The 24407-nt window shown below is 72.3% G+C and carries 21 protein-coding genes; all 21 read right to left on the minus strand.

The features are described from left to right. Positions 1-82 precede the first annotated feature (82 nt). Positions 83-1498 carry a pyruvate kinase gene (pyk, locus tag ACFVAJ_RS14920; protein ID WP_376945408.1) on the minus strand — a complete coding sequence of 472 codons (1416 nt, stop codon included), beginning with the start codon at positions 1496-1498 and terminating at the stop codon, positions 83-85. Between the two features lie 71 nt (positions 1499-1569). Continuing rightward, a complete protein-coding gene (locus ACFVAJ_RS14925; protein WP_376945410.1) occupies positions 1570-3027 on the minus strand; it encodes a glutamate synthase subunit beta in 1458 nt (485 codons plus the stop codon). Positions 3028-3080: 53 nt separating this feature from the next. After that, positions 3081-7604, minus strand: coding sequence for a glutamate synthase large subunit (gltB, locus tag ACFVAJ_RS14930; protein WP_376945839.1), 4524 nt, complete (start codon positions 7602-7604; stop codon positions 3081-3083). Between the two features lie 165 nt (positions 7605-7769). Next, the gene (lgt, locus tag ACFVAJ_RS14935) at positions 7770-8780 is read right to left on the minus strand and encodes a prolipoprotein diacylglyceryl transferase (RefSeq protein ID WP_376945412.1); all 1011 of its coding nucleotides are present in this window, start codon (positions 8778-8780) and stop codon (positions 7770-7772) included. Between the two features lie 59 nt (positions 8781-8839). Continuing rightward, on the minus strand, positions 8840-9634 hold the full coding sequence (trpA, locus tag ACFVAJ_RS14940) for a tryptophan synthase subunit alpha (protein ID WP_376945415.1): 795 nt from the start codon (positions 9632-9634) through the stop codon (positions 8840-8842). After that, positions 9631-10839, minus strand: a complete 1209-nt coding sequence (gene trpB, locus ACFVAJ_RS14945; protein WP_376945417.1) for a tryptophan synthase subunit beta — start codon at positions 10837-10839, stop codon at positions 9631-9633. Before trpB ends, trpA begins: the two co-directional genes overlap by 4 nt. 1 nt (position 10840) lies before the next feature. Next, positions 10841-11611, minus strand: a complete 771-nt coding sequence (gene trpC, locus ACFVAJ_RS14950; RefSeq protein ID WP_376945419.1) for an indole-3-glycerol phosphate synthase TrpC — start codon at positions 11609-11611, stop codon at positions 10841-10843. Then, entirely contained in the window at positions 11612-11842 is a 231-nt protein-coding gene (locus tag ACFVAJ_RS14955) for a DUF6704 family protein (RefSeq protein WP_376945421.1), read from the minus strand. Positions 11843-11876: 34 nt separating this feature from the next. After that, the gene (locus tag ACFVAJ_RS14960; RefSeq protein ID WP_376945423.1) at positions 11877-12545 is read right to left on the minus strand and encodes a Trp biosynthesis-associated membrane protein; all 669 of its coding nucleotides are present in this window, start codon (positions 12543-12545) and stop codon (positions 11877-11879) included. Next, positions 12542-14068: an anthranilate synthase component I gene (locus tag ACFVAJ_RS14965; protein WP_376945425.1), complete on the minus strand. Its 1527-nt coding sequence runs from the start codon at positions 14066-14068 to the stop codon at positions 12542-12544. Before ACFVAJ_RS14965 ends, ACFVAJ_RS14960 begins: the two co-directional genes overlap by 4 nt. A gap of 68 nt (positions 14069-14136) precedes the next feature. After that, complete coding sequence (hisI, locus tag ACFVAJ_RS14970; protein ID WP_376945427.1) at positions 14137-14511, minus strand: phosphoribosyl-AMP cyclohydrolase; 375 nt, start codon at positions 14509-14511, stop codon at positions 14137-14139. Next, on the minus strand, positions 14508-15269 hold the full coding sequence (gene hisF, locus ACFVAJ_RS14975) for an imidazole glycerol phosphate synthase subunit HisF (protein ID WP_376945429.1): 762 nt from the start codon (positions 15267-15269) through the stop codon (positions 14508-14510). The genes hisI and hisF overlap by 4 nt, the downstream gene beginning before the upstream one ends. A gap of 10 nt (positions 15270-15279) precedes the next feature. Beyond that, entirely contained in the window at positions 15280-16122 is an 843-nt protein-coding gene (gene hisG, locus ACFVAJ_RS14980) for an ATP phosphoribosyltransferase (RefSeq protein ID WP_376945431.1), read from the minus strand. Between the two features lie 44 nt (positions 16123-16166). Beyond that, positions 16167-16430 (minus strand): phosphoribosyl-ATP diphosphatase, encoded by a 264-nt coding sequence (locus ACFVAJ_RS14985; RefSeq protein WP_157424159.1) that lies wholly within the window; start codon positions 16428-16430, stop codon positions 16167-16169. Positions 16431-16440: 10 nt separating this feature from the next. After that, positions 16441-17109: a ribulose-phosphate 3-epimerase gene (gene rpe, locus ACFVAJ_RS14990; protein ID WP_376945433.1), complete on the minus strand. Its 669-nt coding sequence runs from the start codon at positions 17107-17109 to the stop codon at positions 16441-16443. Positions 17110-17160: 51 nt separating this feature from the next. After that, positions 17161-18522 carry an RsmB/NOP family class I SAM-dependent RNA methyltransferase gene (locus ACFVAJ_RS14995; RefSeq protein ID WP_376945840.1) on the minus strand — a complete coding sequence of 454 codons (1362 nt, stop codon included), beginning with the start codon at positions 18520-18522 and terminating at the stop codon, positions 17161-17163. A gap of 175 nt (positions 18523-18697) precedes the next feature. After that, positions 18698-19627, minus strand: coding sequence for a methionyl-tRNA formyltransferase (gene fmt, locus ACFVAJ_RS15000; protein ID WP_376945841.1), 930 nt, complete (start codon positions 19625-19627; stop codon positions 18698-18700). A gap of 81 nt (positions 19628-19708) precedes the next feature. Then, the gene (locus tag ACFVAJ_RS15005) at positions 19709-21664 is read right to left on the minus strand and encodes a primosomal protein N' (RefSeq protein WP_376945435.1); all 1956 of its coding nucleotides are present in this window, start codon (positions 21662-21664) and stop codon (positions 19709-19711) included. Position 21665: 1 nt separating this feature from the next. Continuing rightward, on the minus strand, positions 21666-22859 hold the full coding sequence (gene metK, locus ACFVAJ_RS15010; RefSeq protein WP_376945437.1) for a methionine adenosyltransferase: 1194 nt from the start codon (positions 22857-22859) through the stop codon (positions 21666-21668). After that, positions 22856-24109: a bifunctional phosphopantothenoylcysteine decarboxylase/phosphopantothenate--cysteine ligase CoaBC gene (gene coaBC / locus ACFVAJ_RS15015; protein ID WP_376945439.1), complete on the minus strand. Its 1254-nt coding sequence runs from the start codon at positions 24107-24109 to the stop codon at positions 22856-22858. Before coaBC ends, metK begins: the two co-directional genes overlap by 4 nt. Before the next feature lie 13 nt (positions 24110-24122). Then, on the minus strand, positions 24123-24380 hold the full coding sequence (rpoZ, locus tag ACFVAJ_RS15020; protein WP_376945441.1) for a DNA-directed RNA polymerase subunit omega: 258 nt from the start codon (positions 24378-24380) through the stop codon (positions 24123-24125). Positions 24381-24407: the final 27 nt, after the last annotated feature.

Here is a 24407-nt window from a genome sequence, read left to right on the forward strand (position 1 = left end):
GCCACGGCGGTACCCGGCGGCATCCGCCCCCGAATGCCGAAGGAGCCGGCCCTTGCGGGCCGGCTCCTTCTCATGGCGGGGTCTACAGCACCTCGCCGACGACGTGCACGCGCACGTCGTTCGTGGTGCCGGGGATTCCGGGAGGGGAACCCGAGATGATGACGACCTTCTCGCCCTTCACGGCCTTGCCGGTCTTGGCGAGCGCCTCGTCGACCTGGCCGACCATCTGGTCGGTGTGGGTGACGCGCGAGACGACGAACGACTCGACGCCCCAGTTGAGCGCCATGCGGCGACGGATCGCGGGGTCGGGCGTGAAGGCGAGGATGGGGATCTTCGAGCGGAGGCGCGTCATGCGACGCACCGTCTCGCCCGACTCGGTGAAGACGCAGAGGTACTTCGCCTCGACGAAGTCGGCGACCTCGACGGCGGCCGCGGTGATCGCGCCCGACTGGGTGCGCGGCTTCGTGCCGAGCGGCGCGATGCGGTCGAGGCCGTGCTGCTCGGTCGACTCGACGATGCGGGCCATGGTCTGCACGGTGATGACCGGGTACTCGCCCACGCTCGTCTCACCCGAGAGCATGACCGCGTCGGCGCCGTCGAGCACGGCGTTCGCGACGTCGGAGGTCTCTGCGCGCGTCGGGACCGGGCTGTGGATCATCGACTCGAGCATCTGCGTCGCGACGATGACGGGCTTCGCGAGCCGGCGCGCGATCTCGACGGCGCGCTTCTGCACGATCGGCACCGCCTCGAGCGGGAGCTCGACGCCGAGGTCGCCGCGTGCGACCATCACCGCGTCGAACGCCTCGGTGATCTCCTCGAGCGCGTCGACGGCCTGCGGCTTCTCGACCTTGGCGACGACCGGCACGCGACGGCCGACCTCGTCCATGATCTCGTGCACCCGCGTGATGTCGGCGGCGTTGCGCACGAACGACAGCGCGATCAGGTCGGCACCGAGCTCGAGACCCCAACGGAGGTCGGCCTCGTCCTTCTCGGAGAGCGCGGGCACGTTGACCGCGACGCCGGGCAGGTTGATGCCCTTGTTGTTCGACACCGGGCCGGCGACGACGACCTTGGTCGTGACGACCGTGCCGTCGGTCTCGACGACCTCGACGCGGACCTTGCCGTCGTCGATCAGGAGGAAGTCGCCCGGCTTCACGTCCTGCGGGAGGCCCTTGAAGGTCGTGCCGACGATCTCCTTCGTGCCGAGGATGTCCTCGGTGGTGATCTTGAAGATGTCGCCCTCGGCGAGCTCGTGCGGGCCGTCGGCGAACTTGCCGAGACGGATCTTCGGCCCCTGCAGGTCGACGAGGACGGCGACCGCGCGACCCGAGTCGCTCGCCGCCTTCCGCACGTTCTGGTAGACGCCCTCGTGGACGTCGTAGGTGCCGTGGCTGAGGTTCATCCGCGCGACGTCGACGCCCGCATCGATGATCGCCCGGATCTGCTCGTAGCTCGATGTCGCCGGCCCGAGGGTGGCGACGATCTTCGCTCGTCTCATGTGATTGTGCTCCCGGTGTTCCGCGCCGAAGCGCTGGTGTTGGTACGGAGACGCGCCGACGGCGCGCCGGGTCAGACGGCGAACGCGCGCGCGTTCGCCGGGATCGGGCTCGGCAGCGAGGTCTCGCCTTCAAGGTACCGGTCGACGGCCGCGGCCGCAGCCCGGCCCTCGGCGATCGCCCAGACGATGAGGGACTGCCCGCGCCCGGCGTCGCCCGCGACGAACACGCCCGGCTGCGCCGTCGCGTACGCCGCATCGCGGTCGAGGTTGCCGCGGTCGGTGACCGTCAGCTCGAGCTGCTCGTCGAGGTCCTGGCTCTCGGGGCCGGTGAAGCCGAGCGCCAGCAGCACGAGGTCGGCGGGGATCTCGCGCTCGGTGCCCGCCTTGGGCACGCGCCGGCCGTCGAGGTACTCGGTCTCGGCGACCCGGATGGCCCGGAGCTCGCCCGAGTCGTTGGCGACGAACTCGACCGTCGAGACCAGGTACTCGCGGCGGCCGCCCTCCTCGTGGGCGCTCTGCACCTCGAAGACGGTCGGGTGCATCGGCCACGGCTGGTGGTCGGGGCGGGCCTGCCCCGGCTGCTTGCCGATCGCGAGGTTCGTCACCGACAGCGCGCCCTGGCGGTGCGCGGTGCCGATGCAGTCGGCACCGGTGTCGCCGCCGCCGAGGACGACGACGTGCTTGCCCTCGGCCGAGATCTGGTCGAAGACCTCGTCGCCCGCGACATGGCGGTTCGACTGCACGAGGTACTCCATCGCGAAGTGCACGCCGGGCAGGTCGCGCCCGGGGATCGGCAGGTCGCGCGGCACCATGGCGCCGGTGGCGATCACGACGGCGTCGTAGCGCTCGCGCAGCTGGTCCCATGTGATGTCCACGCCGATGTTCATGCCGGCGCGGAAGCGCGTGCCCTCGGCCGTCATCTGCGCGAGACGCGCCTCGAGGTGCTTCTTCTCCATCTTGAAGTCGGGGATGCCGTAGCGCAGGAGACCGCCGATGCGGTCGTCGCGCTCGAACACCGCGACCGTGTGGCCGGCGCGGGTGAGCTGCTGCGCCGCGGCGAGCCCCGCGGGCCCCGAGCCGACGACGGCGACCGTCTTGCCGGTCAGGCGGCCAGGGGGCTGCGGCTGCACCCAGCCGCTGCCGAAGGCCTGGTCGATGATCGAGACCTCGACCTGCTTGATCGTGACGGCCGGCTGGTTGATGCCGAGCACACACGCCGACTCGCACGGCGCCGGGCAGAGACGCCCGGTGAACTCGGGGAAGTTGTTGGTCGCGTGCAGCCGCTCGACGGCGGCGCGGCCCTCGCCCCGGTACATGAGGTCGTTCCACTCGGGGATGAGGTTGCCGAGGGGGCATCCCTGGTGGCAGAACGGGATGCCGCAGTCCATGCAGCGGCCGGCCTGCCGGCGGAGCTGCGCCGGGTCGCCCTGCTCGTAGACCTCCTTGAAGTCCATGATGCGGACCGGGACTGGCCGCCGCTTGGGCAGCTCGCGCTCGGTGACCTTCAGAAAGCCCTTGGGGTCAGCCATTCTTCACCTCCAGGGTGGTCGTCGACGCGACGCTCGGCCGCAAGATTGCGAGGTCAGCCATTGGTGACCTCCAGGATGCGAGACCAGACGACGTCGCCGTCGGGGTCGAGGCCCTCGTCGACCGCGCTCTGGCGGGTGCGGAGCACGGCCGCGTAGTCGCGCGGCAGCACCTTGGTGAAGCGGTCGAACCCGGCGTCGCCCTCGGCGAGGAGGGCGGCGGCGACGGCGGAGTCGGTCTCGGCGACATGCTGCTCGAGCAGGTCGCGGACGATCTCGCGGTCGGCGCTGCCGAGCGGGAGGAGCTCGAGTTCGCCGCTCGTCAGCGACTCGCGGTTGACCCGCTCCTCGCGGAGGCCGAGGACGTACGCCGTGCCGCCCGACATGCCGGCGCCGAGGTTGCGCCCGGTCTCGCCGAGGATGACGGCCAGGCCGCCGGTCATGTACTCGAGGGCGTGGTCGCCGACGCCCTCGACGACCGCGGTCGCCCCGGAGTTGCGCACGAGGAAGCGTTCTCCGACGATGCCGCGGATGAACATGCTGCCGCGCGTCGCGCCGTAGCCGATGACGTTGCCGGCGATGACGTTGCGCTCGGCGACGAAGCCGCTGTCGCGCGACGGGCGCACGACGATGCGTCCGCCGGAGAGCCCCTTGCCGACGTAGTCGTTCGAGTCGCCCTCGAGTCGCAGCGTGATGCCGCTCGGCATGAAGGCGCCGAGCGACTGCCCCGCCGAGCCGGTGAGGGTCACGTCGATCGACCCGGCCGGCAGCCCCTGCTCGCCGTGACGCACGGTGACCTCGTGGCCGAGCATGGTGCCGACGGCCCGCTCGGTGTTCTTGATCGGCAGCGCGATCTCGATCGCCCCGCCCTCGTCGAGCACGATGCCGCTGCGGCGGATGAGCTCGTTGTCGAAGTGCTCGTCGAGCTCGTGGTCCTGGGCGCGGGCGTTGCGGCGCGGCTCGGACTCCGAGAAGTCGGGGCCGACGAGCACCGGGGTCAGGTCGAGGCCCGAGGCCTTCCAGTGGTCGAGCGCACGGTCGACGTCGAGCAGTTCACGGCGGCCGATGATCTCGTCGAGCGAGCGGTAGCCGAGCTCCGCGAGGTACTCGCGCACCTCCTGGGCGATGAACTCGAAGAAGTTCACGACGAACTCGGGCTTGCCCGTGAACCGCTTGCGCAGCTCGGGATTCTGCGTCGCGACGCCCACGGGGCACGTGTCGAGGTGGCAGACGCGCATCATGACGCAGCCCTCGACGACGAGCGGGGCGGTGGCGAAGCCGAACTCCTCGGCCCCGAGCAGGGCGCCGATGACGACGTCGCGCCCGGTCTTCAGCTGGCCGTCGACCTGCACGACGACGCGGTCGCGCATGCCGTTCAGCATGAGCGTCTGCTGCGTCTCGGCGAGGCCGAGCTCCCACGGGGTGCCCGCGTGCTTCAGCGAGTTCAACGGGCTGGCACCCGTGCCGCCGTCGTGGCCGGAGACGAGGATCACGTCGGAGAGCGCCTTCGCGACGCCCGCGGCGACCGCGCCGATGCCGGACTGGCTGACGAGCTTCACGTGGATGCGCGCCTTCGGGTTCGCCCGCTTGAGGTCGAAGATGAGCTGCTTGAGGTCTTCGATCGAGTAGATGTCGTGGTGCGGCGGCGGCGAGATCAGGCCGACGCCGGCGGTCGCATGCCGCGTCCGCGCGACCCAGGGGTAGACCTTCGTCGGCGGCAGCTGACCGCCCTCGCCGGGCTTCGCGCCCTGCGCGAGCTTGATCTGGATGTCGTCGGCGTGGGTCAGGTACATGCTCGTCACGCCGAAGCGGCCCGAGGCGACCTGCTTGATGGCGCTGCGGCGCTCGGGGTCGAGCAGGCGGTCGAGGTCCTCGCCGCCCTCGCCGGTGTTCGACTTCGCGCCGAGCCGGTTCATCGCGATCGCGAGCGTCTCGTGCGCCTCCTTCGAGATCGAGCCGTAGCTCATCGCGCCGGTCGAGAAGCGCTTCACGATGGACGCCACCGACTCGACCTCGTCGATCGGCACCGCTGGGCGCGTTCCCGTGCGCAGCGCGAACATGCCGCGGAGGGTCGCGAGCTCCTCGGCCTGCGAGTCGACGAGGGAGGTGTACTCGCGGAAGACGTCGTAGCGGCGGTTGCGCGTCGAGTGCTGGAGCCGGAACACCGTCTCGGGGTTGAACAGGTGCGGCGAGCCGTCTCGGCGCCACTGGTACTCGCCGCCCGTCGCCAGGCGCTCGTGCGCGCGCACCGCGGCGTCCTGGGGGTAGGCCTTCGAGTGGCGGTCGAGGTTCTCGGCCGCGATGACGTCGAGTCCGACGCCGCCGAGCTTCGAGGTCGTGCCGGTGAAGTACTCCTCGATGAAGTCCTGCGAGAGGCCGACCGCCTCGAAGGCCTGGGCGCCCGCGTACGACGAGATCGTCGAGACGCCCATCTTCGACATGATCTTCAGGACGCCCTTGCCGAGCGCCTTGATCACGTTGTGCACCGCGTCTTCGGGCGTGATGCCGCTGATGACGCCGGCGCGGACGAGGTCCTCGCAGCTCTCCATGGCGAGGTACGGGTTCACCGCGGAGGCGCCGTAGCCGACGAGCAGTGCGATGTGGTGCACCTCGCGCACGTCGCCGGCCTCGACCACGAGCCCGACCTTCATGCGGTTCTCGGCGCGGATGAGGTGGTGGTGCACGGCCGAGAGCATGAGGAGCGACGGGATCGGCGCCAGGTCCTTGTTGGAGTCTCGGTCGGAGAGCACGATGAACTTCGCACCCTGCTCGATCGCCTCGTCGACCTCGTCGCACATGGCAGCGAGTCGGTCGCGCATGGCGTCGGGGCCCTCGTCGAAGCGATAGAGGCCCCGGACGGTCACCGTCGTGCGGCGGCCCGGCATCGGGTCGATGTGCACGATCTTCGCGAGCTCGTCGTTGTCGATCACCGGGAAGGTCAGCGAGACCTGGCGGGCATGCTCGGGGCCCGCGTCGAGCAGGTTGCGCTCGGGCCCGAGCGAGGTGCCGAGCGAGGTGACGACCGCCTCGCGGATCGAGTCGAGCGGCGGGTTCGTGACCTGTGCGAACTGCTGCGTGAAGTAGTCGAACAGGAGGCGCGGGCGCTTCGACAGCACCGCGATCGGCGTGTCCGAGCCCATGGCCCCGAGCGGCTCCTGCCCGGTGCGCGCCATCGGCGCGAGCAGGATCTTCACCTCTTCCTCGGTGTAGCCGAAGGTGCGCTGGCGGCGGTTCACCGACGCCGGCGGGTGCACGATGTGCTCGCGCTCGGGCAGGTCGGCGAGGCGGATGCGGCCCTCGTCGAGCCACTCCGCCCACGGGGCGGACGACTCGAGCTGCGACTTGATCTCGTCGTCCTCGATGAGGCGGCCCGCCTCGGTGTCGACGAGGAACATGCGGCCCGGCTGGAGCCGGCCCTTGCGCACGATGCGCGACTGCTCGAGGTCGAGCACCCCGATCTCGCTCGCGAGCACGACGAGGCCGTCGTCGGTGACGACGTAGCGGCCGGGGCGGAGCCCGTTGCGGTCGAGCGTCGCGCCGACGAGCGTGCCGTCGGTGAAGACGATCGCCGCGGGTCCGTCCCACGGCTCCATGAGCATCGAATGGTACTCGTAGAACGCCCGCCGCTCGGGGGTCAGCTCGGTCTGATTCTCCCAGGCCTCGGGCACCATCATCATGATCGCGTGCGGGAGGCTGCGGCCGGCGAGCGTGAGCAGCTCGACGACCTCGTCGAAGGAGGCCGAGTCGCTCGCGCCCGGCGTCACGATCGGGAGGATCGGTCCGAGGTCGCCGAGCAGCTCGGACTCGAGCTGGGACTGGCGGGCCCGCATCCAGTTGCGGTTGCCCTGGATCGTGTTGATCTCGCCGTTGTGCGCGATCATGCGGAAGGGCTGCGCGAGCGGCCACGACGGGAAGGTGTTCGTCGAGTACCGGGAGTGCACGAGCGCGAGCTTCGAGGCGAAGCGCTCGTCGGAGAGGTCGGGGTAGAACGGCTCGAGCTGGAGCGTCGTGACCATGCCCTTGTAGACCATCGTGCGGGACGACAGCGAAGCGAAGTACAGCTCGAGCTCGCGCTCGGCGCGCTTGCGGAACCGGAACGCGAGCCGGTCGAGCGCGATGCCCTCGTGCCGCGCGCCGGTCGACGTCGTCGCACTCGACTGCAGGAACAGCTGCTGCACCGCAGGCATCGCCGCGCGTGCCAGCGTGCCGAGCTCTTCGGGCCGCACGGGCACCTCGCGCCAGCCGAGCACTTCGAGGCCCTCGGATGCCGCGAGCTCGGCGAGCTGGCGCTTGACGGAGCTGCGCGTGGTCGGGTCGACCGGCAGGAACGCGTTGCCGACGACGTAGGAGCCCGCCGCCGGCAGCGGGAACGCCGCGACGGCGCGCAGGAACTCGTCGGGGATCTGCGTCACGATGCCCGCGCCGTCGCCCGTGCCCGCGTCGGAGCCGACGGCACCGCGGTGCTCGAGGTGGCGCAGGGCGTCGAGCGCAGCGGTGATGATGTCGTGCCCCGCGGTGCCGCGGAGCGTGGCGACCATCGCGAGGCCGCACGCGTCTTTCTCGGCGGCGGGGTCGTACATGCCCTGGGCAGGCGGAGTCGTTCCGAACCGCGAGAAGGGTGGGGTGAGCGACACAGGGACCGTCCTCATCTTGAACTGGAAGCGGGGACGCCATCGGCCCTACACGGGGATGTCACGACGCATGGTGCGGCGTCGCTTCGGAGAACGTGGTGTGGGGCGGCCTGCCTACGAGGTGGAACGGCTCGGGCTTGTGGCCGCCGTCTCGCCCAGGGATTCGTTCTCACCCTCGACACCGTCGTCGAGAGAGTCTGAGTCGGACTCGATTTCGTCTGAGTCTACCTCAGCGTCGGGGCCCTTCCATTCACGTCCGGGCACGTACGGGCTCGGTTCGATCCCGGTGTGCCGGCGCGACTGCACGAAGAGGATGACGATGCCGAGCACGACCGCCGCGAGCGACGCCCAGACGTTCACGCGGATGCCGAGGAACATCTCGCTCGGGTCGACGCGGATCGACTCGAAGAAGGAGCGGCCGAGGCCGTACCAGATCAGGTAGACGGCGAAGGCCTTGCCCCAGCGCAGGTTGACCCGGCGCTCGAGGAGCACGATGAGCGCCGCACCCGCGAGGTTCCAGACCAGCTCGTAGAGGAAGGTCGGGTGGAAGAGCGTGCCCTCGGCGAGGCCCTGCGGCCAGGCCGGGTTGGTCGACTCGATCTCGAGGCCCCAGGGCAGGTCGGTGGGGGCGCCGTACAGCTCGTGGTTGAACCAGTTGCCGAGGCGGCCGATCGCCTGCGCGACGAGGAGGCCGGGGGCGAGCGCGTCGGCGAACGTGAGGAAGCGGATGCCGGTGAAGCGGCAGCCGATGACGACACCGATCGCGCCGCCGATGAGGGCGCCGTAGATCGCGTTGCCGCCCTCCCAGATATTCCAGATCGCTCCGGGCTCGAAGGGGTTCCAGACGTTGGCGCCCTCGTAGAAGTAGTCGTCGGGGTGCGTCAGCACGTGGTAGAGCCGGGCGCCGATGATGCCGAGCGGCACCGCCCACAGGGCGATGTCGAGCACGATGCCGGGCTCGGCACCGCGCTTCGTGAGGCGGCGCGAGGTGATCACCACGGCGAGGATGATGCCGATGAGGATGCACAGCGCATAGGTGTTGATGCTGAGCTGCAACCCGAACAGGTTGATCTCCCAGGCCTGCCACTCGTAGTCGGGACTCGGAATGCTGAGCGGTGCAATCACTCGGGGTGCTGCCTTTCCTCGGGAGAAACGTCGGCCGCGTGGGCCTCAGTCAGCGTACTTCACTCGGCGCGCGTGCCGCGCGCCAGCTCGGCGGCGAGCTCGCCCGCCGCCTGCACCCCGCCGTCGGCGAGGGCCTTCACGAGCGCGGAGCCCACGATCGCGCCCTCGGCGTACTCGAGCACCTCGCGCACCTGCGCGGCCGTCGAGATGCCGAGGCCCACGCAGCTGGCCGGCGCGCCGGCCTCCTGCAGCCGGGCCACGAGGGTGCGCGCGGCGTCGTCGACGTCGCTGCGGGCGCCGGTGATGCCCATGGTCGACACGGCGTAGACGAACCCTCGGCTCGCCTCGACGGCCTGCGCGATGCGCACGTCGCTCGAGGTCGGTGCGGCGAGGAACACGCGGTCGAGCCCGGTGCGCTCGGAGGCGGCGATCCAGTCGGCGCCCTCGTCGGGGATGAGGTCGGGGGTGATGAGCCCCGCTCCCCCGGCGGCGGCCAGGTCGTCGGCGAAGCGCTCGACGCCGTACTGCACGACCGGGTTCCAGTAGGTCATGATCAGCACCGGGGCATCCACCCGCTCGGTGACGCGACGCACGGCCTCGAAGCCGTCGGCGAGGCGGAACCCGCTCGCGAGCGCCTGCTGGGTGGCCGCCTGGATGACGGGGCCGTCCATGACGGGGTCGGAGTACGGGAGCCCGAGCTCGAGCACGTCGACGCCGTTCTCGACGAGCGCGACGGCCGCGTCGACGCTCTCGTCGAGCGTCGGGAAGCCGACCGGCAGGTAGCCGATGAGGGCGCCGGATGCCTCGGCGTTGCGCCGCGCGATGACCGGGCCGACCGTGTTGCGAGCGGTCATGCGCCGGCCTCCTCGTCGTACAGCTCGAAGTACCGGGCTGCGGTGTCCATGTCCTTGTCGCCGCGACCCGAGAGGTTCACGAGGATCGTGGCGTCGGGGCCGAGCTCGCGGCCGAGCTCGAGCGTGCCGGCCAGCGCGTGCGACGACTCGATGGCCGGGATGATGCCCTCGGTGCGGGTGAGCAGGCGCAGCGCCTGCATCGCGGCGTCGTCGGTGACGGGCCGGTACTGCGCGCGCCCGATCGCGGAGAGCCACGAGTGCTCGGGCCCGACGCCGGGGTAGTCGAGGCCCGCCGAGATCGAGTGCGACTCGATCGTCTGGCCGTCCTCGTCCTGGAGCATGTAGCTGCGCGCGCCGTGGAGCACCCCGGGGCGGCCCTTCGTGATGGTCGCCGCGTGCCGCGGGGTGTCGACGCCCTCGCCGCCGGCCTCGAAGCCGTAGAGGCCGACGCCCTCGTCGTCGAGGAAGGCGTGGAAGATGCCGATCGCGTTCGATCCGCCGCCGACGCACGCCGTCACGGCGGTCGGCAGTGCACCGGTGAGGTCGAGCACCTGCTGGCGCGCCTCCTCGCCGATGATCTTCTGGAAGTCGCGCACCATCTCGGGGAACGGGTGCGGGCCGGCGACCGTGCCGAAGATGTAGTTGGTCGTCGCGACGTTCGTGACCCAGTCGCGCATCGCCTCGTTGATCGCGTCCTTCAGGGTGCGCGACCCGGCCTTCACGGCGATGACCTCGGCGCCGAGCAGGCGCATGCGCGCCACGTTCAGCGCCTGGCGCTCGGTGTCGACCTCGCCCATGTAGATGGTGCAGTCGAGCCCGAAGAGCGCGGCCGCCGTCGCGGTCGCGACGCCGTGCTGGCCCGCGCCGGTCTCGGCGATGACGCGCTGCTTGCCGATGCGCTTCGTGAGGAGCGCCTGGCCGAGCACGTTGTTGATTTTGTGCGAACCCGTGTGGTTCAGGTCTTCGCGCTTCAGGATGATGCGCGCGCCGCCGGCGTGCTTCGCGAAGCGGGGCACCTCGGTGATGATCGACGGACGCCCGGTGTAGCTGCGACCGAGCTCGGCGAGCTCGGCGCCGAACGCCGGGTCGAGCTTCGCGAGGTCGTAGGCCTCGCCGAGCTCGTCGAGGGCGGCGACCAGGGATTCGGGCACGAATCGCCCGCCGAAGTCGCCGAAGTACGGACCGGTCTGCGCGCGAAGCGCCATGTCACACCGCCAGGAAAGCTGAGAGGTTGGCAATCGGGTCGCCCGTGACGAGCGCCTCGCCGACGAGCACGACGTCGGCACCCGACGCCCGGTAGTGCGCGACGTCGGCGGGCGAGAGCACCGCCGACTCGGCCACGCGGATCGCACCCTCGGGGAAGCGGTCGGCGAGGCGGCCGAAGAGGTCGCGATCGAGCTCGAAGCTCGAGAGGTCGCGGGCGTTCACGCCGATCAGGCGTGCGCCGAGCGCAGCGGCCCGGTCGAGCTCGTCGGCCGAGTGCGTCTCGACGAGCGGCGTCATGCCGAGCGAGACGATGAGGTCGAAGAGCTCGCGGAGCGTCGCGTCGTCGAGGGCTGCGACGATGAGGAGCACGAGGTCGGCGCCGGCTGCGCGGGCTTCGAACACCTGGTACGGCGTCGCGATGAAGTCCTTGCGGAGCACCGGCAGTGCCACCGCGGCGCGCACGGACTCGAGGTCGGCGAGCGAGCCGCCGAACTTGCGCCCTTCGGTGAGCACGCTGATCGCGCTCGCGCCGCCGAGTTCGTAGCTGCGGGCGAGCGCCGCCGGATCGGCGATCGTCGCGAGCGCACCCCGTGAGGGGCTCGAGCGCTTGATCTCGGCGATCACCTTGACGTGCGACGTCGGGCGCAGCGCCTCGAGGGCATCGAGCGCGGCCGGGCGGGCGAGCGCCGCGGCCTCGACCTCGGCGAGCGGCCGGCTCTCACGGCGTGCGACCGCATCGGCGACCGCGTTCGCCGTCAGTTCGGCCAGCACTTAGTGCGCCTTTTCAGCGACCTTCGAGCCGCCGACGCCGTAGCCGGCACGGGCGAGCACCCAGCCGACGAGGAGACCGACGACGAGGAGACCGGCCGACGCCCAGACGAGCCACTGCGCGTCGAAGAAGAAGGCGACCGTGCCGACCACGAACGCGATGAGCATGATGGTGACGGCGGTCCATGCCGCGGGCGAGTGTCCGTGGCCGGGGTCTGCGGTCTCAGTGCTCATGTTGCTCCTTCGTGCGGGGGTTTCGCCCGCCAGTCTAGCGGTTCGGTTCGGGGTCGTTCGTGTCATCGGTCGGGTCGTCGCCGCGGCTGAGCTCGTCCCAGTCGTCGATCGCGCGATCGGATGCCGCGCGCCCGGGCGCGTCGGAAGCGGCGCCCGCCGCGGCGCCGGCGCCGTCGGCGGACTCGAGGCCGCTGCGGTAGCGGCGGGTCGATGCCGGCCAGCGGGTTCCCGTCACGAGCACGACGAGGCCGGCGAGGACGACGAGGACGCCGGCGACGATCGCGACGGTCGGCCAGACGGTCGCGACGGCGGTGCCGACGAGGTCGGCGGTCGGCGCGGCGCCGGCGACGCCGGTCGCCTCGGTCACGGAGGCGGAGACGGCGCCGACGGGGTCGCCGAGCGAGAGCGAGGCGGCGAGCACGAGGCATCCGCCGAGCAGCACCTCGAGCACGCCGAGGACGATCCGGATTCCGGGCCCGGCCAGCGCGAGCGCCGCGGCGAGGGCGAGCCCGGCGAGCGAGAGGGCCGCGATCGCAGGCGAGGCGACGCTGCCGGGCACGGCGATGACGTCGGCGCTGACGTGCGCGCCGGCGCCGCTCGCGAGCACGAGGTCGAACCAGGTCTGGCTCCACGCGAGCAGGCCGAGCCCGGCCCCGAGGATCGTGAGGACGATCGCGGGCAGCTTCATGCGTGCGCGGCTCACGAGCGGGCCCTCCGCATCGCGTTCGCGACCGCGACCGCGCGCAGCGGCGCCGCGGCCTTGTTGCGCGACTCCTCGAACTCGCTGGCCGGATCCGAGTCGGCCACGAGGCCGGCGCCTGCCTGCACCCGGGCGACGCCGCCCGAGATCGTCGCCGTGCGGATCGCGATCGCGAGATCGGCGTCGCCGCCGAAGCCGAAGTAGCCGACCACTCCCCCGTAGAGCCCGCGCTGGGCGGGTTCGAGCTCGTCGATGATCTCGAGCGCGCGCGGCTTCGGCGCACCGGAGAGTGTTCCGGCGGGGAACGTGGCCCGGAACACCTCGATGGCGTTGGTGCCCGGCACGAGGTCGCCCTCGACCGAGGAGACGAGGTGCATGATGTGGCTGAACCGCTCGACCCGCATGAACTCGGTCACCTCGACCGAGCCGGCGGCGCACACCTTCGCGAGGTCGTTGCGGGCGAGGTCGACGAGCATGAGGTGCTCGGCCTGCTCCTTGGGGTCGGCGATGAGCTCCGACTCGAGGTCGGCGTCCTCCTCGGGGGTCGCGCCGCGCGGCTTCGACCCGGCGATGGGGTGGGTGAACACGCGGCCGTCCTGCACCTTGACGAGCGCCTCGGGCGACGAGCCGACGATCCAGTACGGCTCGCCCTCGGCGTCGTCGAGGTGCACGAAGTACATGTACGGGCTCGGGTTGAGGCTGCGCAGTACCCGGTACACGTCGATCGCCGGGGCCGTCGCCTCGTGCTCGAATCGCTGCGAGATGACGACCTGGAACACGTCGCCGTCGCGGATGAAGTCCTTCGAACGATCGACCGCCGCGAGGAAGTCGGCCTCCTCGGTGCGGTGCGTCGGCGAGGCACGACGGTCGAGGTCGATCTCGGCCAGCCACGCCTCGGCGGGCTCCGCGAGCCCGCGCTGCATCCGATCGAGGCGTTCCTGCGCCTCGCGCCAGAGATCGTCGGCGGAGGCGCCGGCGTCGTTCAGCGCGGAGGCGATGAGCTGCACCGTGCCGGTGCGGTGATCGATCACGACGAGCTCGGCGACGAACGAGAAGGCCTGCCCCGGCATCGACGACTCGGCCGGCGGCCGGTTCGGCAGGTGCTCGATCTGGCGCACGGCCTCCCAGCCGATGAAGCCCACCAGGCCGCCGGTGAGCGGCGGCGCGCCCGGGACATCCTCGGTCTGCCAGCGTTCGAAGAGCGCCTCGAGCGCCGCGAGCGGCGGCAGGGCGGATGCCTCGCCGAGCGCCCGCTCGGACGACAGCCCGTAGTCCTGCCAGACGACCGCGTCGTCGTGCTCGGTGAGCACGCCGTACGAGGAGACCCCCACGAAGGAGTAGCGCGACCAGATGCCGCCCTGTTCGGCCGACTCGAGCAGGAAGGTGCCGGGGCGGCCCTGCGCGAGCTTGCGGTAGATGCCGACGGGCGTCTCGCCGTCGGCGAAGAGCTCGCGCACGACGGGGACGACCCGTCGACCGGCCAGGAGCGCGCTGAACTCCTCGAACGTCGTCGTGGCGGCGGTCATCGTGTCTCCTCGTCGCGTCGTCGGTGTCGGGCGTGCGGTTCGTGCATGCTGGTCGGCGTTCCGCCGCGTCAGTCGACCGGCGGGCTGCCTGCGACGACCGCGATCGGGTCGCCGTCGAAGCAGGTGCGGGTGCCCGTGTGGCAGGCGGCGCCGATCTGCTCGACCTTCACCAGCAGGGTATCGGCGTCGCAGTCGAGGGCGGCCTCGCGCACGTACTGGGCGTGCCCCGAGGTGTCGCCCTTGCGCCAGTACTCCTGGCGCGAACGCGACCAGAACGTGACGCGGCCCTCGGTGAGGGTGCGGCGCAGCGCCTCCCGGTCCATCCAGCCGAGCATGAGCATCTCGCCCGTGTCCCACTGCTGGATGACGGCGGGCAGCAGGCCCTGCTCGTTGAAGACGGCGCGGTCGAGCGCCTGCTCGACGGTCGAGACGTTCGTGGTCATCGGACGGTCCTCCCGTCGGCGGCGAGGGCCTGCTTGACCTCGCCGATCGTGATCTCGCCGTTGTGGAAGACGCTCGCCGCGAGCACCGCATCGGCGCCGGCGGCGATCGCGGGCGCGAAGTCGGCCACCCGCCCTGCCCCGCCGGAGGCGATGACCGGCACGGTCGAGAGCTCGTGCATGAGGCCGGTGAGCTCGAGGTCGAACCCGGCCTTCGTGCCGTCGGCGTCGATCGAGTTCACGAGCAGCTCGCCGGCGCCGAGCTCGATCGCACGCCGAGCCCAGTCGAGGGCGTCGAGCTCGGTCTCGGTGCGGCCGCCGTGGGTCGTCACGACGAAGCCGGAGCGGGTGCGCTCGGAGCGCTTCACGTCGAGCGAGAGCACGCAGACCTGCGCGCCGAAGCGGTCGGCGATCTCGGCGATGAGCTCGGGGCGCGCGATCGCGGCGCTGTTGACGCCGATCTTGTCGGCGCCGTGGCCGAGCAGGCGCGCGACGTCGTCGGTGGAGCGCACTCCCCCGCCGACCGTCAGCGGGATGAACACCTGCTCGGCGACCCGCTGCACCATCTCGTAGGTGGTCGAGCGGTCGTCGACGGTCGCGGTCACGTCGAGGAAGGTGAGCTCGTCGGCGCCCTGCGCCGCGTAGCGGGCCGCGAGCTCGACCGGGTCGCCCGCGTCGCGGAGGTTCTGGAAGTTGACGCCCTTGACGACGCGGCCCGCGGCCACGTCGAGGCACGGGATGACTCGGACGGCGACGCTCATGCGCGGGGCCTCACAGACGGGCGGCGTGGATGGCGGACACGAGGATCGCTCTGGCGCCGAGGGCGTAGAGCTCGTCCATCACGTGGTTCATCTCGGCGCGCGGGATCATGACCCGCACGGCCACCCACTCTGGGTCGTGCAGCGGCGAGACGGTCGGCGACTCGAACCCGGGGGCCGCGGCCGTGGCGCGCTCGAGGTGCTCGACGGGCACGTCGTAGTCGAGCAGCACGTACTGCCGGGCGACGAGCACGCCCTGGAGGCGACGCAGGAGGGTCGCGGCGCCGGGCTTGTCGACCCCCGACCCGATCAGCACGGCCGTCGAATCGAGGATGACCGGGCCGAAGATGTCGAGCCCCGCCGCACGCAGCGTCGCACCCGTCGACACGACGTCGGCGACGGCGTCGGCGACGCCGAGCCGCACCGCCGACTCCACGGCGCCGTCGAGCTTCACGAGCTTCGCCGGGGTGACGCCCTGCCGTTCGAGGAAGGCGCCCACGAGCCCCGGGTAGCTCGTCGCGACGCGCACGCCCTCGAGGTCGGAGAGCTCGGAGAACGTCTCGGCCGGCCCGGCGAAGCGGAAGGTCGAGTCGCCGAATCCGAGCGGGGCGATCTCCTTCGCCTCCGAACCGGAGTCGAGCAGCAGGTCGCGGCCCGTGATGCCGACGTCGAGCGCGCCCGAGCCGACGTAGGTGGCGATGTCGCGGGGGCGGAGGTAGAAGAACTCGACCCCGTTGCGCGGGTCGGCGGTGTGCAGGTCGCGCGGGTCGCGGCGACCGGTGTACCCGGCCTCCCACAGCATCTGCGCGGCGGTCTCGGACAGCGAGCCCTTGTTGGGCACGGCGATTCGGAGCATTTCGGTACTTTCGTGTCGACGGGTCTGATCGGCCATGGGCGGGATCAGAGATGTCGGTACACGTCGGCCGGCGAGAGCCCCTTCGCGAGCATGAGCACCTGCAGGTGGTAGAGCAGCTGCGAGATCTCCTCAGCGGTCTCGGCGTCGCTCTGGTACTCGGCGGCCATCCACACCTCGGCGGCCTCCTCGACGATCTTCTTGCCGATGGCGTGCACGCCCGCGTCGAGCTCGCGCACGGTGCCGGAACCCTCAGGACGGGTGCGGGCCTTGTCGCTCAGCTCGACGAAGAGTTCGTCGAAGGTCTTCACGCTCTCTAGGCTACCCGTGCGCGTGGGGGTGTGCCGACGCGGCCGCCCGCAGCGCCGTGATCTGCTCCTCGGGGACGCCGCGGAACACGGCCGATCCGGCGACGAAGGTGTCGGCGCCGGCCTCGGCCGCGATGCCGATCGTGTCGACGGTGACGCCGCCGTCGACCTGCAGCCACACGTCGAGCCCGGCGGAGCGCACGGCATCGGCGACGCGCCGCAGCTTCGGCATCGTCTCGGGCATGAACGACTGCCCGCCGAAGCCCGGCTCGACGGTCATCACGAGCACCTGGTCGAACTCGTGCAGCACGTCGAGGAACGGCTCGGCGTCGGTGCCGGGCTTCAGCGCGATGCCCGCGCGGGCGCCGATCTCGCGCAGGCGCCGTGCGAGCGCGATCGGGTCGGCGGCGGCTTCGACATGGAACGTCACACTCTCGGCGCCGAGCTCGGCGTAGCCGGGCGCCCAGCGGTCGGGGTCGTCGATCATGAGGTGCACGTCGAGCGGGATCGGGCTCGTCGCCCGGATGCGCTCGACCATCTGCGGTCCGAACGTGAGGTTCGGCACGAAGTGGTTGTCCATGACGTCGACGTGCACGAGGTCGGCCGTCGCGATGCGGGCGAGCTCGTGCTCGATGTTCGCGAAATCGGCGGCGAGGATGCTCGGGTTGATGCGCGTCGTCATGGCTCGAAGCCTATCGAGCGGGGATGCCGCGGGCGCTCGCCGCGCGACGGATCAGGCCGTGCGTCGCACGAGGGCGATGAACATCGCGTCGGTGCCGTGCCGGTGGGGCCAGAGCTGCACCGCTTCGGGCGCCCCCGCGAGGTCGAGCGGCTCGCGCGCGACCGACTGCACGACGGCCCGCGTGTCGAGCTGCTCGAGCTGCCCCTCCCAGCGGCGGAGCGCCGCCGCGAGGGTGCCGTGCGTCTCGGCCGTGTGCGGCGAGCACGTCACGTAGGCCAGCACCCCGCCCGGCGCGAGCAGCCGCACCGCGTGGTCGAAGAGCTCGCCCTGGAGCTGCGTGAGCTCGGGCACGTCCGCGGGCTGCTTGCGCCAGCGCGCCTCGGGGCGACGCCGCAACGCACCGAGCCCGGTGCACGGCGCGTCGAGCAGGATGCGGTCGAAGCCTCCGGCCGAGCCGAGGGCCGAGGCATCCGTCTCGCGACCGTCGCCGACGGCGACGTGCACCTCGAGGGGCACGCCCTCGATCGCCCGGCGCACGAGTTCGGCGCGCGCGGGCACGAGCTCGTTCGCCACGAGGGTCGCATCGTTCGCGAGCGCCTCGGCCGCGAGCACCGCCGTCTTGCCGCCCGGGCCCGCGCAGAGGTCGAGCCAGCGCTCGCCCGGGGCGACCTCGCCGGCGCGCGACAGGGCGAGGGCGGCGAGCTGCGAGCCCTCGTCCTGCACGCGGACGCGGCCCTCGTGCGCGGCGACGAGCGCGATCGGGTTCAGCGCGGTGGCGCCGATGGGCGAGAAGCGGTTGGGTTCGCCGAGCCCGTCGGGCGACTCGTCGCCGAGCCCCGGCAGCACGGCGAGGTTCACGCGGGGCGCCGCGTTGTCGGCCTCGAGCAGCGCCTCGAGCTCGTCGCCGCGGCCCTCCTTCACGAGCGCCGAGCGGAGCGCGCGCACGACCCACTCGGGATGGGACGCGAGCACCGCGAGCCGGGCGTCGTCGTTCGGCAGCTCGGCGGCGAGCTCGTCGCGCCACGATTCGAGGCTCGACCGTGACACCGTGCGCAGCACCCCGTTCACGAAGCCGCTCGCAGCCGGCGCGATGCGCTTCGCGAGCACGACCTGCTCGTTGACCGCGGCGTGCGTCGGCACCCGGGTCGAGAGCAGCTGGTGCACCCCGAGCCGGAGGATGTCGAGCACGGGCGGGTCGATGCGGTCGGCGGGCCGGCCCGCCGCGAGTTCGATGACCGCGTCGTAGAAGCCCTGCATGCGGAGGGTGCCGTAGGTCAGCTCGGTCGCGAGCGCCGCGTCGGCCTCGCTGAGCTTGGAGCGCTCGATGCGCTTGGGCAGCAGGAGGTTCGCGTACGCCTCGTCGGCGCGCACCGCCTCGAGCACCTCGTAGGCGACGATGCGGGGCGGCGACACGCGCACCTGGCGGGGTCGCTGGGCGTCGCGGTCACGGGCGGGCCGTCGGGCGGGGCGTTGCTGCTGCACCCGTCAACTGTACGCGGCGGGGCCGTGGGCACGCCCGCCGCCGCCCGCCGCCGTCGGTCGGCCGACCGGCGCGGCGGCCGCCAGGCGGCGGCACACGATGCGGCGGCTACTCGAGCGTGCGGAGCGATTCGGCGAGCCCGCGGCCCCAGTCGGCGGCGGCCATCGCGCCCTTGCCCGCGGGCTGCACCCGGACGAGCTCGACCGGCGCGTCGGCGGTGCCGACGAGCACCCGCCGGCGCTCGGGGCGCAATTCGCCCGCGGCGAGGGGCTCGACGGCCTCGGAGGGGTCGAGCGGGCGCGCCTCGAGCACCTTGAGCCGCTCGCCGCCGAGCGTCGTCCATGCGCCCGGCTCGGGGGTCGTGCCGCGGAAACGGGCGAGCACCGCACGGGCGTCGAGGCGCCAGTCGAGCCGGCCGTCGTCGATCGCGAGCTTCGGCGCGAGACTCGGCTCGCCCGTCTGGGGCACGGCGCGCGCCGTGCCCGCGACGAGACCGTCGACGACCTCCGCGAGCAGGTCCGCGCCGCGATCCGCGAGCATCTCGAGGGCGGCCCCCGCCGTCAGCCCGGCGTCGTTCGGCCAGCTGCGCGCCGCGAAGACGTCGCCGGCGTCGAGTTCGGGCACGAGCTGGAAGACGGAGGCCCCGAGCTCGGCGTCGTCGGCGATGATCGCGTGCTGCACGGGTGCCGCGCCGCGCCAGGCCGGCAGCACCGAGAAGTGCAGATTGATCCAGCCGAGTCGGGGCGTGGAGAGCAGCGGCTCGCGCACGAGCCCGCCGTAGGCGACGATCACGCCGAGATCGGGGCGGAGCGCCTCGATCCGGGCCGTCGCCTCCTCGTCGAGCCGCGCCGCCTTCACGACCGGCAGGCCGTGCGCCTCCGCCGCAGCCGCGACCGGCGACGGCGTGAGCACGCGCTTCCGCCCGAGCGGCGCATCGGGGCGCGTCACGACGCCGACCACCTCGTGGTCGCCGCGGCCGACGAGTCGTTCGAGGCTCGGGACGGCAGGAGCGGGGGTACCGGCGAAGACGAGGCGCAAAGAGGTCACCGGATCATTCTTCCGGATCGCCGGGCGCGAGTCTCGTGCGAGAGCCTGCCCGCGATTCACCCGACGTTCGCGTCATGGCACCTCGGGATCGTCGGCGCGCACGCGAAGCACGCGCGGGCGCTGCGGCCGACGGCCCGCGACCGGACGCCGCCGCTCGGTCGCGACACGGATCATCTCCGCACGGAGCGCCCGCGCCACCGCCGCACCGGCACCGTAGTCGAACCGCACGATCGCCCGTTCGAGCTCGTCGTCGACCGGGGTGGGCCCGAGCACGTCGACCCCGGGTGCCGCCGCGGTCGCGGCGGAGATCGCCCGTTCCACCCCGGCGTGCGGGGCGGTGACGCTCGCCACCCGCACCGCGGGCGGGAACCGCAGCGCTCGCCGGGCGGCGAGCTCGGTGCCGGCCCACTCGAGCTGTCGCCAGCCCGCGAGCGCCTGCGCGAGCGCACCCGCGACCCCGACGAGGAAGACCGGGGCACCCGGTGCGGCCAGTGCCGCCGCGTTCGACCACCAGCGGAGGCAGTCCTCTGCGACCCGCAGGGACTCGCGCAGGAGCATCCGCTCGCCGTCGAGGAGCAGCACCGCCCGGTAGCCGCCCTCCGCGACGGGCTCAGCACCGCGCGTCGCGACGACGAGCGCCGGTTCGGCGCCGACCCGCAGCACCGGACGCTCGCCGTCGGAGAGGATCACCCGCGCCCTCGGGAACGCCCGGCCGAGCTCCTCGGCCGTGCGGCTCGCGCCGACCGTCACGGCGCGCAGCTTCGTCGACTCGCACACCGGACACTGCCAGTTCGCGGCGCTCGTGCCGCACAGGGTGCAGCGGGGCGCGCCGCCCGCGCGCGGCACGGCCAGGACGCCGCCGCAGGCCGCGCAGCGCGCCGGCTCGCGGCAGCGGTCGCAGGAGAGCATCGGGGTGTGGCCCGGTCTGGCGACCTGCACGAGCACCGGCCCCGCCTGCACGGCCTCCTGCGCCTGGCGCCACGCGGCCGACGGGATGCGCGCCGACCCCGGCTCGGGCGTCGCCTGCTGCTCGGTCGGGATGACCCGCGGGCGCACGTGGCGATGGGCTCCCACCGCCCGCACCCACCCGATCTCGACGAGCCGCTCGACCTCGACGCTGCGGGTGTGACCGAGGAGGAGCAGGGCCGCGCCGGACTGCTCCTGACGGATCAGTGCGACATCGCGCGGATGCGCTCCCGGACTCAACGGCTCGTTCATGAGGGCGTCGCCGTCGTCCCAGAGGGCGATGAGGCCGAGCCTCGCCGCCGGCGCGTAGACCGTCGAACGGTTGCCGACGATGATGCGTGCAGCTTCGCCGCTCGCGTCGAGGAAGGCCCGGAAGCGAGCGCCGCCCGTCTGCCGGGCGTCGGTGCGGAGCACCCGCCGAGGGTCGACGACCTCGGCGAGGGCGGCCTGCAGTTGCTCCTGGTCGCGATAGTCGGGCACGACGAGGAGGCTCGACCGGTCGGCCGCCAGGGTCGCCGCAGCCGCCTCCGCGAGCGTGACCGCCCACGCTCCGACCCACTCCCCCGACGGCAGCCTGATCGGCCGGGGGTCGGCGGCGAGGGCCATCCGCTCACCGCCCGCGATGCCCGCCTCGACGACGCCGGCCTCGTAGCCGGTGACGGCCGTGGCCGCCGGGAGCTCGCCCGGGTCGGGCTCGGCCGCCCGCCAGGCGCGCTCGACGCGCACGTATCGGCTCGGGATCGCCAGTCGAAGGACGTCGCTCGCGTTGCCGGCCGCGCGATCGGCGACCGCCCGTGCGAGCGCCCACACCTCGGCGGCGAGCAGGGGCACCTCGGAGACGACGAGGTCGAGCTCGGCGAGGCGCCCCTCGTACTCGCTCGACTCGGCGAGCTCGACGAGCCAGCCGTCGGCGATCCGACCGCCCGATCGCAACGGCACCCGCACCCGGACGCCGGGCTTCGCCTCATCGACGAGCCGCTCGGGCACGCGGTAGTCGAACAGCTGGTCGAGCTGCGGCAGCGGCGAATCGACGAGCACCCTGGCGACCGGGCCGGCCGTCACCTCAGAGCCCGGCGGCGGAGCGGAGGTCGGCGACGCGGTCGAGACGCTCCCACGTGAAGTCGGGCAGCTCGCGCCCGAAGTGGCCGTAGCTCGCCGTCTGCGCGTAGATCGGGCGCAGCAGGTCGAGGTCGCGGATGATGGCGGCCGGGCGGAGGTCGAACACCTCGCGGATGGCGCCGATGATCTCGTCGTCGGGCAGCACGCCGGTGCCGAAGGTCTCGACGTAGAGCCCGACGGGCGCCGCCTTGCCGATCGCGTACGCGACCTGCAGCTCGAGCCGGTCGGCGAGCCCTGCGGCCACCGCGTTCTTCGCGACCCAGCGCATCGCATAGGCAGCCGAACGGTCGACCTTCGAGGGGTCCTTGCCGCTGAACGCGCCGCCCCCGTGACGGCTCGCGCCGCCGTAGGTGTCGATGATGATCTTGCGGCCCGTGAGGCCCGCGTCGCCCTGCGGGCCGCCGATCTCGAACCGGCCGGTCGGGTTGATGAGCACCGCGAGCTCGGGCCGCGCGAGCTCGACCTGGTCGAGCACCGGACGGATGACGAGCTCTTCGACCTCGGCCCGCAGCTGCTCGTTCGAGACGGCCGGCGAGTGCTGGGTCGAGAGCACGACCGTCTCGATCGTCTTCGGCGTCGGCCCGTCGTACCCGATGGTCACCTGGGTCTTGCCGTCGGGGCGCAGGTAGTCGAGCTCGCCCGCCTTGCGCACGTTCGCAAGGCGCTCGGCGAGTCGGTGCGCGAGCCAGATCGGCACCGGCATGAGCTCGGGGGTCTCGCGCGTGGCGTAGCCGAACATGATGCCCTGGTCGCCCGCACCCTGGCGGTCGAGCGCGTCCTCGCTGGCGCGCTCGCGCGCCTCGAAGGCGTGGTCGACGCCCTGGGCGATGTCGGGCGACTGGCCGCCGATCGAGACCGAGACGCCGCACGAACGGCCGTCGAACCACACGTCGGAGGAGTCGTAGCCGATCGAGGTGACCCGCTCGCGCACGATCGCCGGGATCTCGACGTAGCCCGAGGTGGTGACCTCGCCGGCGACGTGCACGAGCCCCGTGGTCACGAGCGTCTCGACGGCGACCCGGCTGTGCGGGTCGACGGCGAGCAGCGCGTCGAGGATCGAGTCCGAGATCTGGTCGCAGATCTTGTCGGGGTGGCCTTCGGTCACGGACTCGGAGGTGAAGAGGCGGAGGGCGCTCATACGGGGTCGGCTTCTTTCGTGGTGCGGTCTTCGGTGGTGTTCGCGAACTTCGAGACAACCACGTCGAGGATGGCACCGGCCACCGACGGTTTCGTTCCGTGAAGTCGTGTGACGATCTCGTCGTCGCCGCCGAGGATGACGACGGAGTTGTCGTCGCTCGCGAAGCCCTCGGTCCAGCCGACGCGGTTCACGACGAGGACGTCGGCGCCCTTCGCACGGCGCTTGGCGCGGCCGAGCTCGAGCAGCCGCTCGTCGTCGGGCTCGGTCTCGGCGGCGAAGCCGACGAGGAGGGTGCCGTCGTGCGGGGCGTGCCCGAGGCCGGCGAGGATGTCGGGATTGCGGACGAGCTCGATCGTCAGCCCGTCGTTCGAGGCGTCCTTCTTGATCTTCTGCTCGCTGATGCTCGCGGGGCGGTAGTCGGCGACGGCCGCGGCCATGATCACCGCGTCGGCGCCGCGGGCGGCCTCGGTGACGGCCGCCTGGAGCTCGAGCGCGCTCGAGACGCGGCGGAGATCGCACCCGGCGGGGTCGGCGACCTCGAGGTTCGCGGCGACGAGGGTCACCTCGGCGCCCCGTGCACGGGCGGCCTCGGCGATCGCGACGCCCTGCTTGCCGCTCGAACGGTTGCCGAGGAAGCGCACGGGGTCGAGCGGTTCGCGCGTGCCGCCGGCGGTCACGACGATGCGGCGACCCGCGAGGTCGCGGTTCGCGGGCGCACCGGATGCCACGACCGCGAGTGCCGCCGCGACGATGACGTCGGGCTCCTCCATGCGGCCGGGGCCGCTGTCGGCGCCCGTGAGCTGGCCGACCGCGGGGCCGACGACGGTGACGCCGCGGGCCTCGAGCGTCGCGATGTTCGCCTGCGTCGCGGGATGCCGCCACATCTCGGTGTGCATCGCCGGGGCGATCACCACGGGCGCCTCGCTCGCGAGGACGCTGTTGCCGAGCAGGTCGTCGGCGAGCCCGGCGGCGAGCTTCGCGATCGAGTTCGCCGTGGCCGGGGCGATGACGATGAGGTCGGCGGCCTGGCCCATCGCGACGTGCCGGACCTCGGCGACGCCCTCGTACAGCTCGGTGTGCACCGGGTTGCGCGAGATCGCCTCGAGGGTGGGCCGGCCGACGAAGCGCAGCGCGCCCTCGGTCGGGATGACGTGCACATCGTGCCCGGCGAGCACGAGGGCACGGACGACGCCGACGGCCTTGTACGCCGCGATGCCGCCGGTGATGCCGACGACGATGTTGAGGGTCACGCGGCCCCCGGTGTCACTCGCCCAGCGGGCGGAGCCGGAGCTTGTCCTCGTTGATCTCGTGCATGGCCACCGAGAGGGGCTTGTCGTCGATCGACGAGTCGACGAGCGGGCCGACGTTGTCGAACAGGCTGCCCTCGTGCAGGTCGGCGTAGTAGTCGTTGATCTGGCGGGCGCGCTTGGAGGCGAAGATGACCAGCTGGTACTTCGAGTCGACCTTCGAGAGCAGGTCGTCGATGGGCGGGTCGATGATGCCGGAAAGCTTCTCAGCCATGGAGTGACTCCTTGTTTCGTGGGTGCG

This window comes from Agromyces sp. NPDC057679, assembly GCF_042799635.1.
Classification (GTDB): Bacteria; Actinomycetota; Actinomycetes; order Actinomycetales; family Microbacteriaceae; genus Agromyces.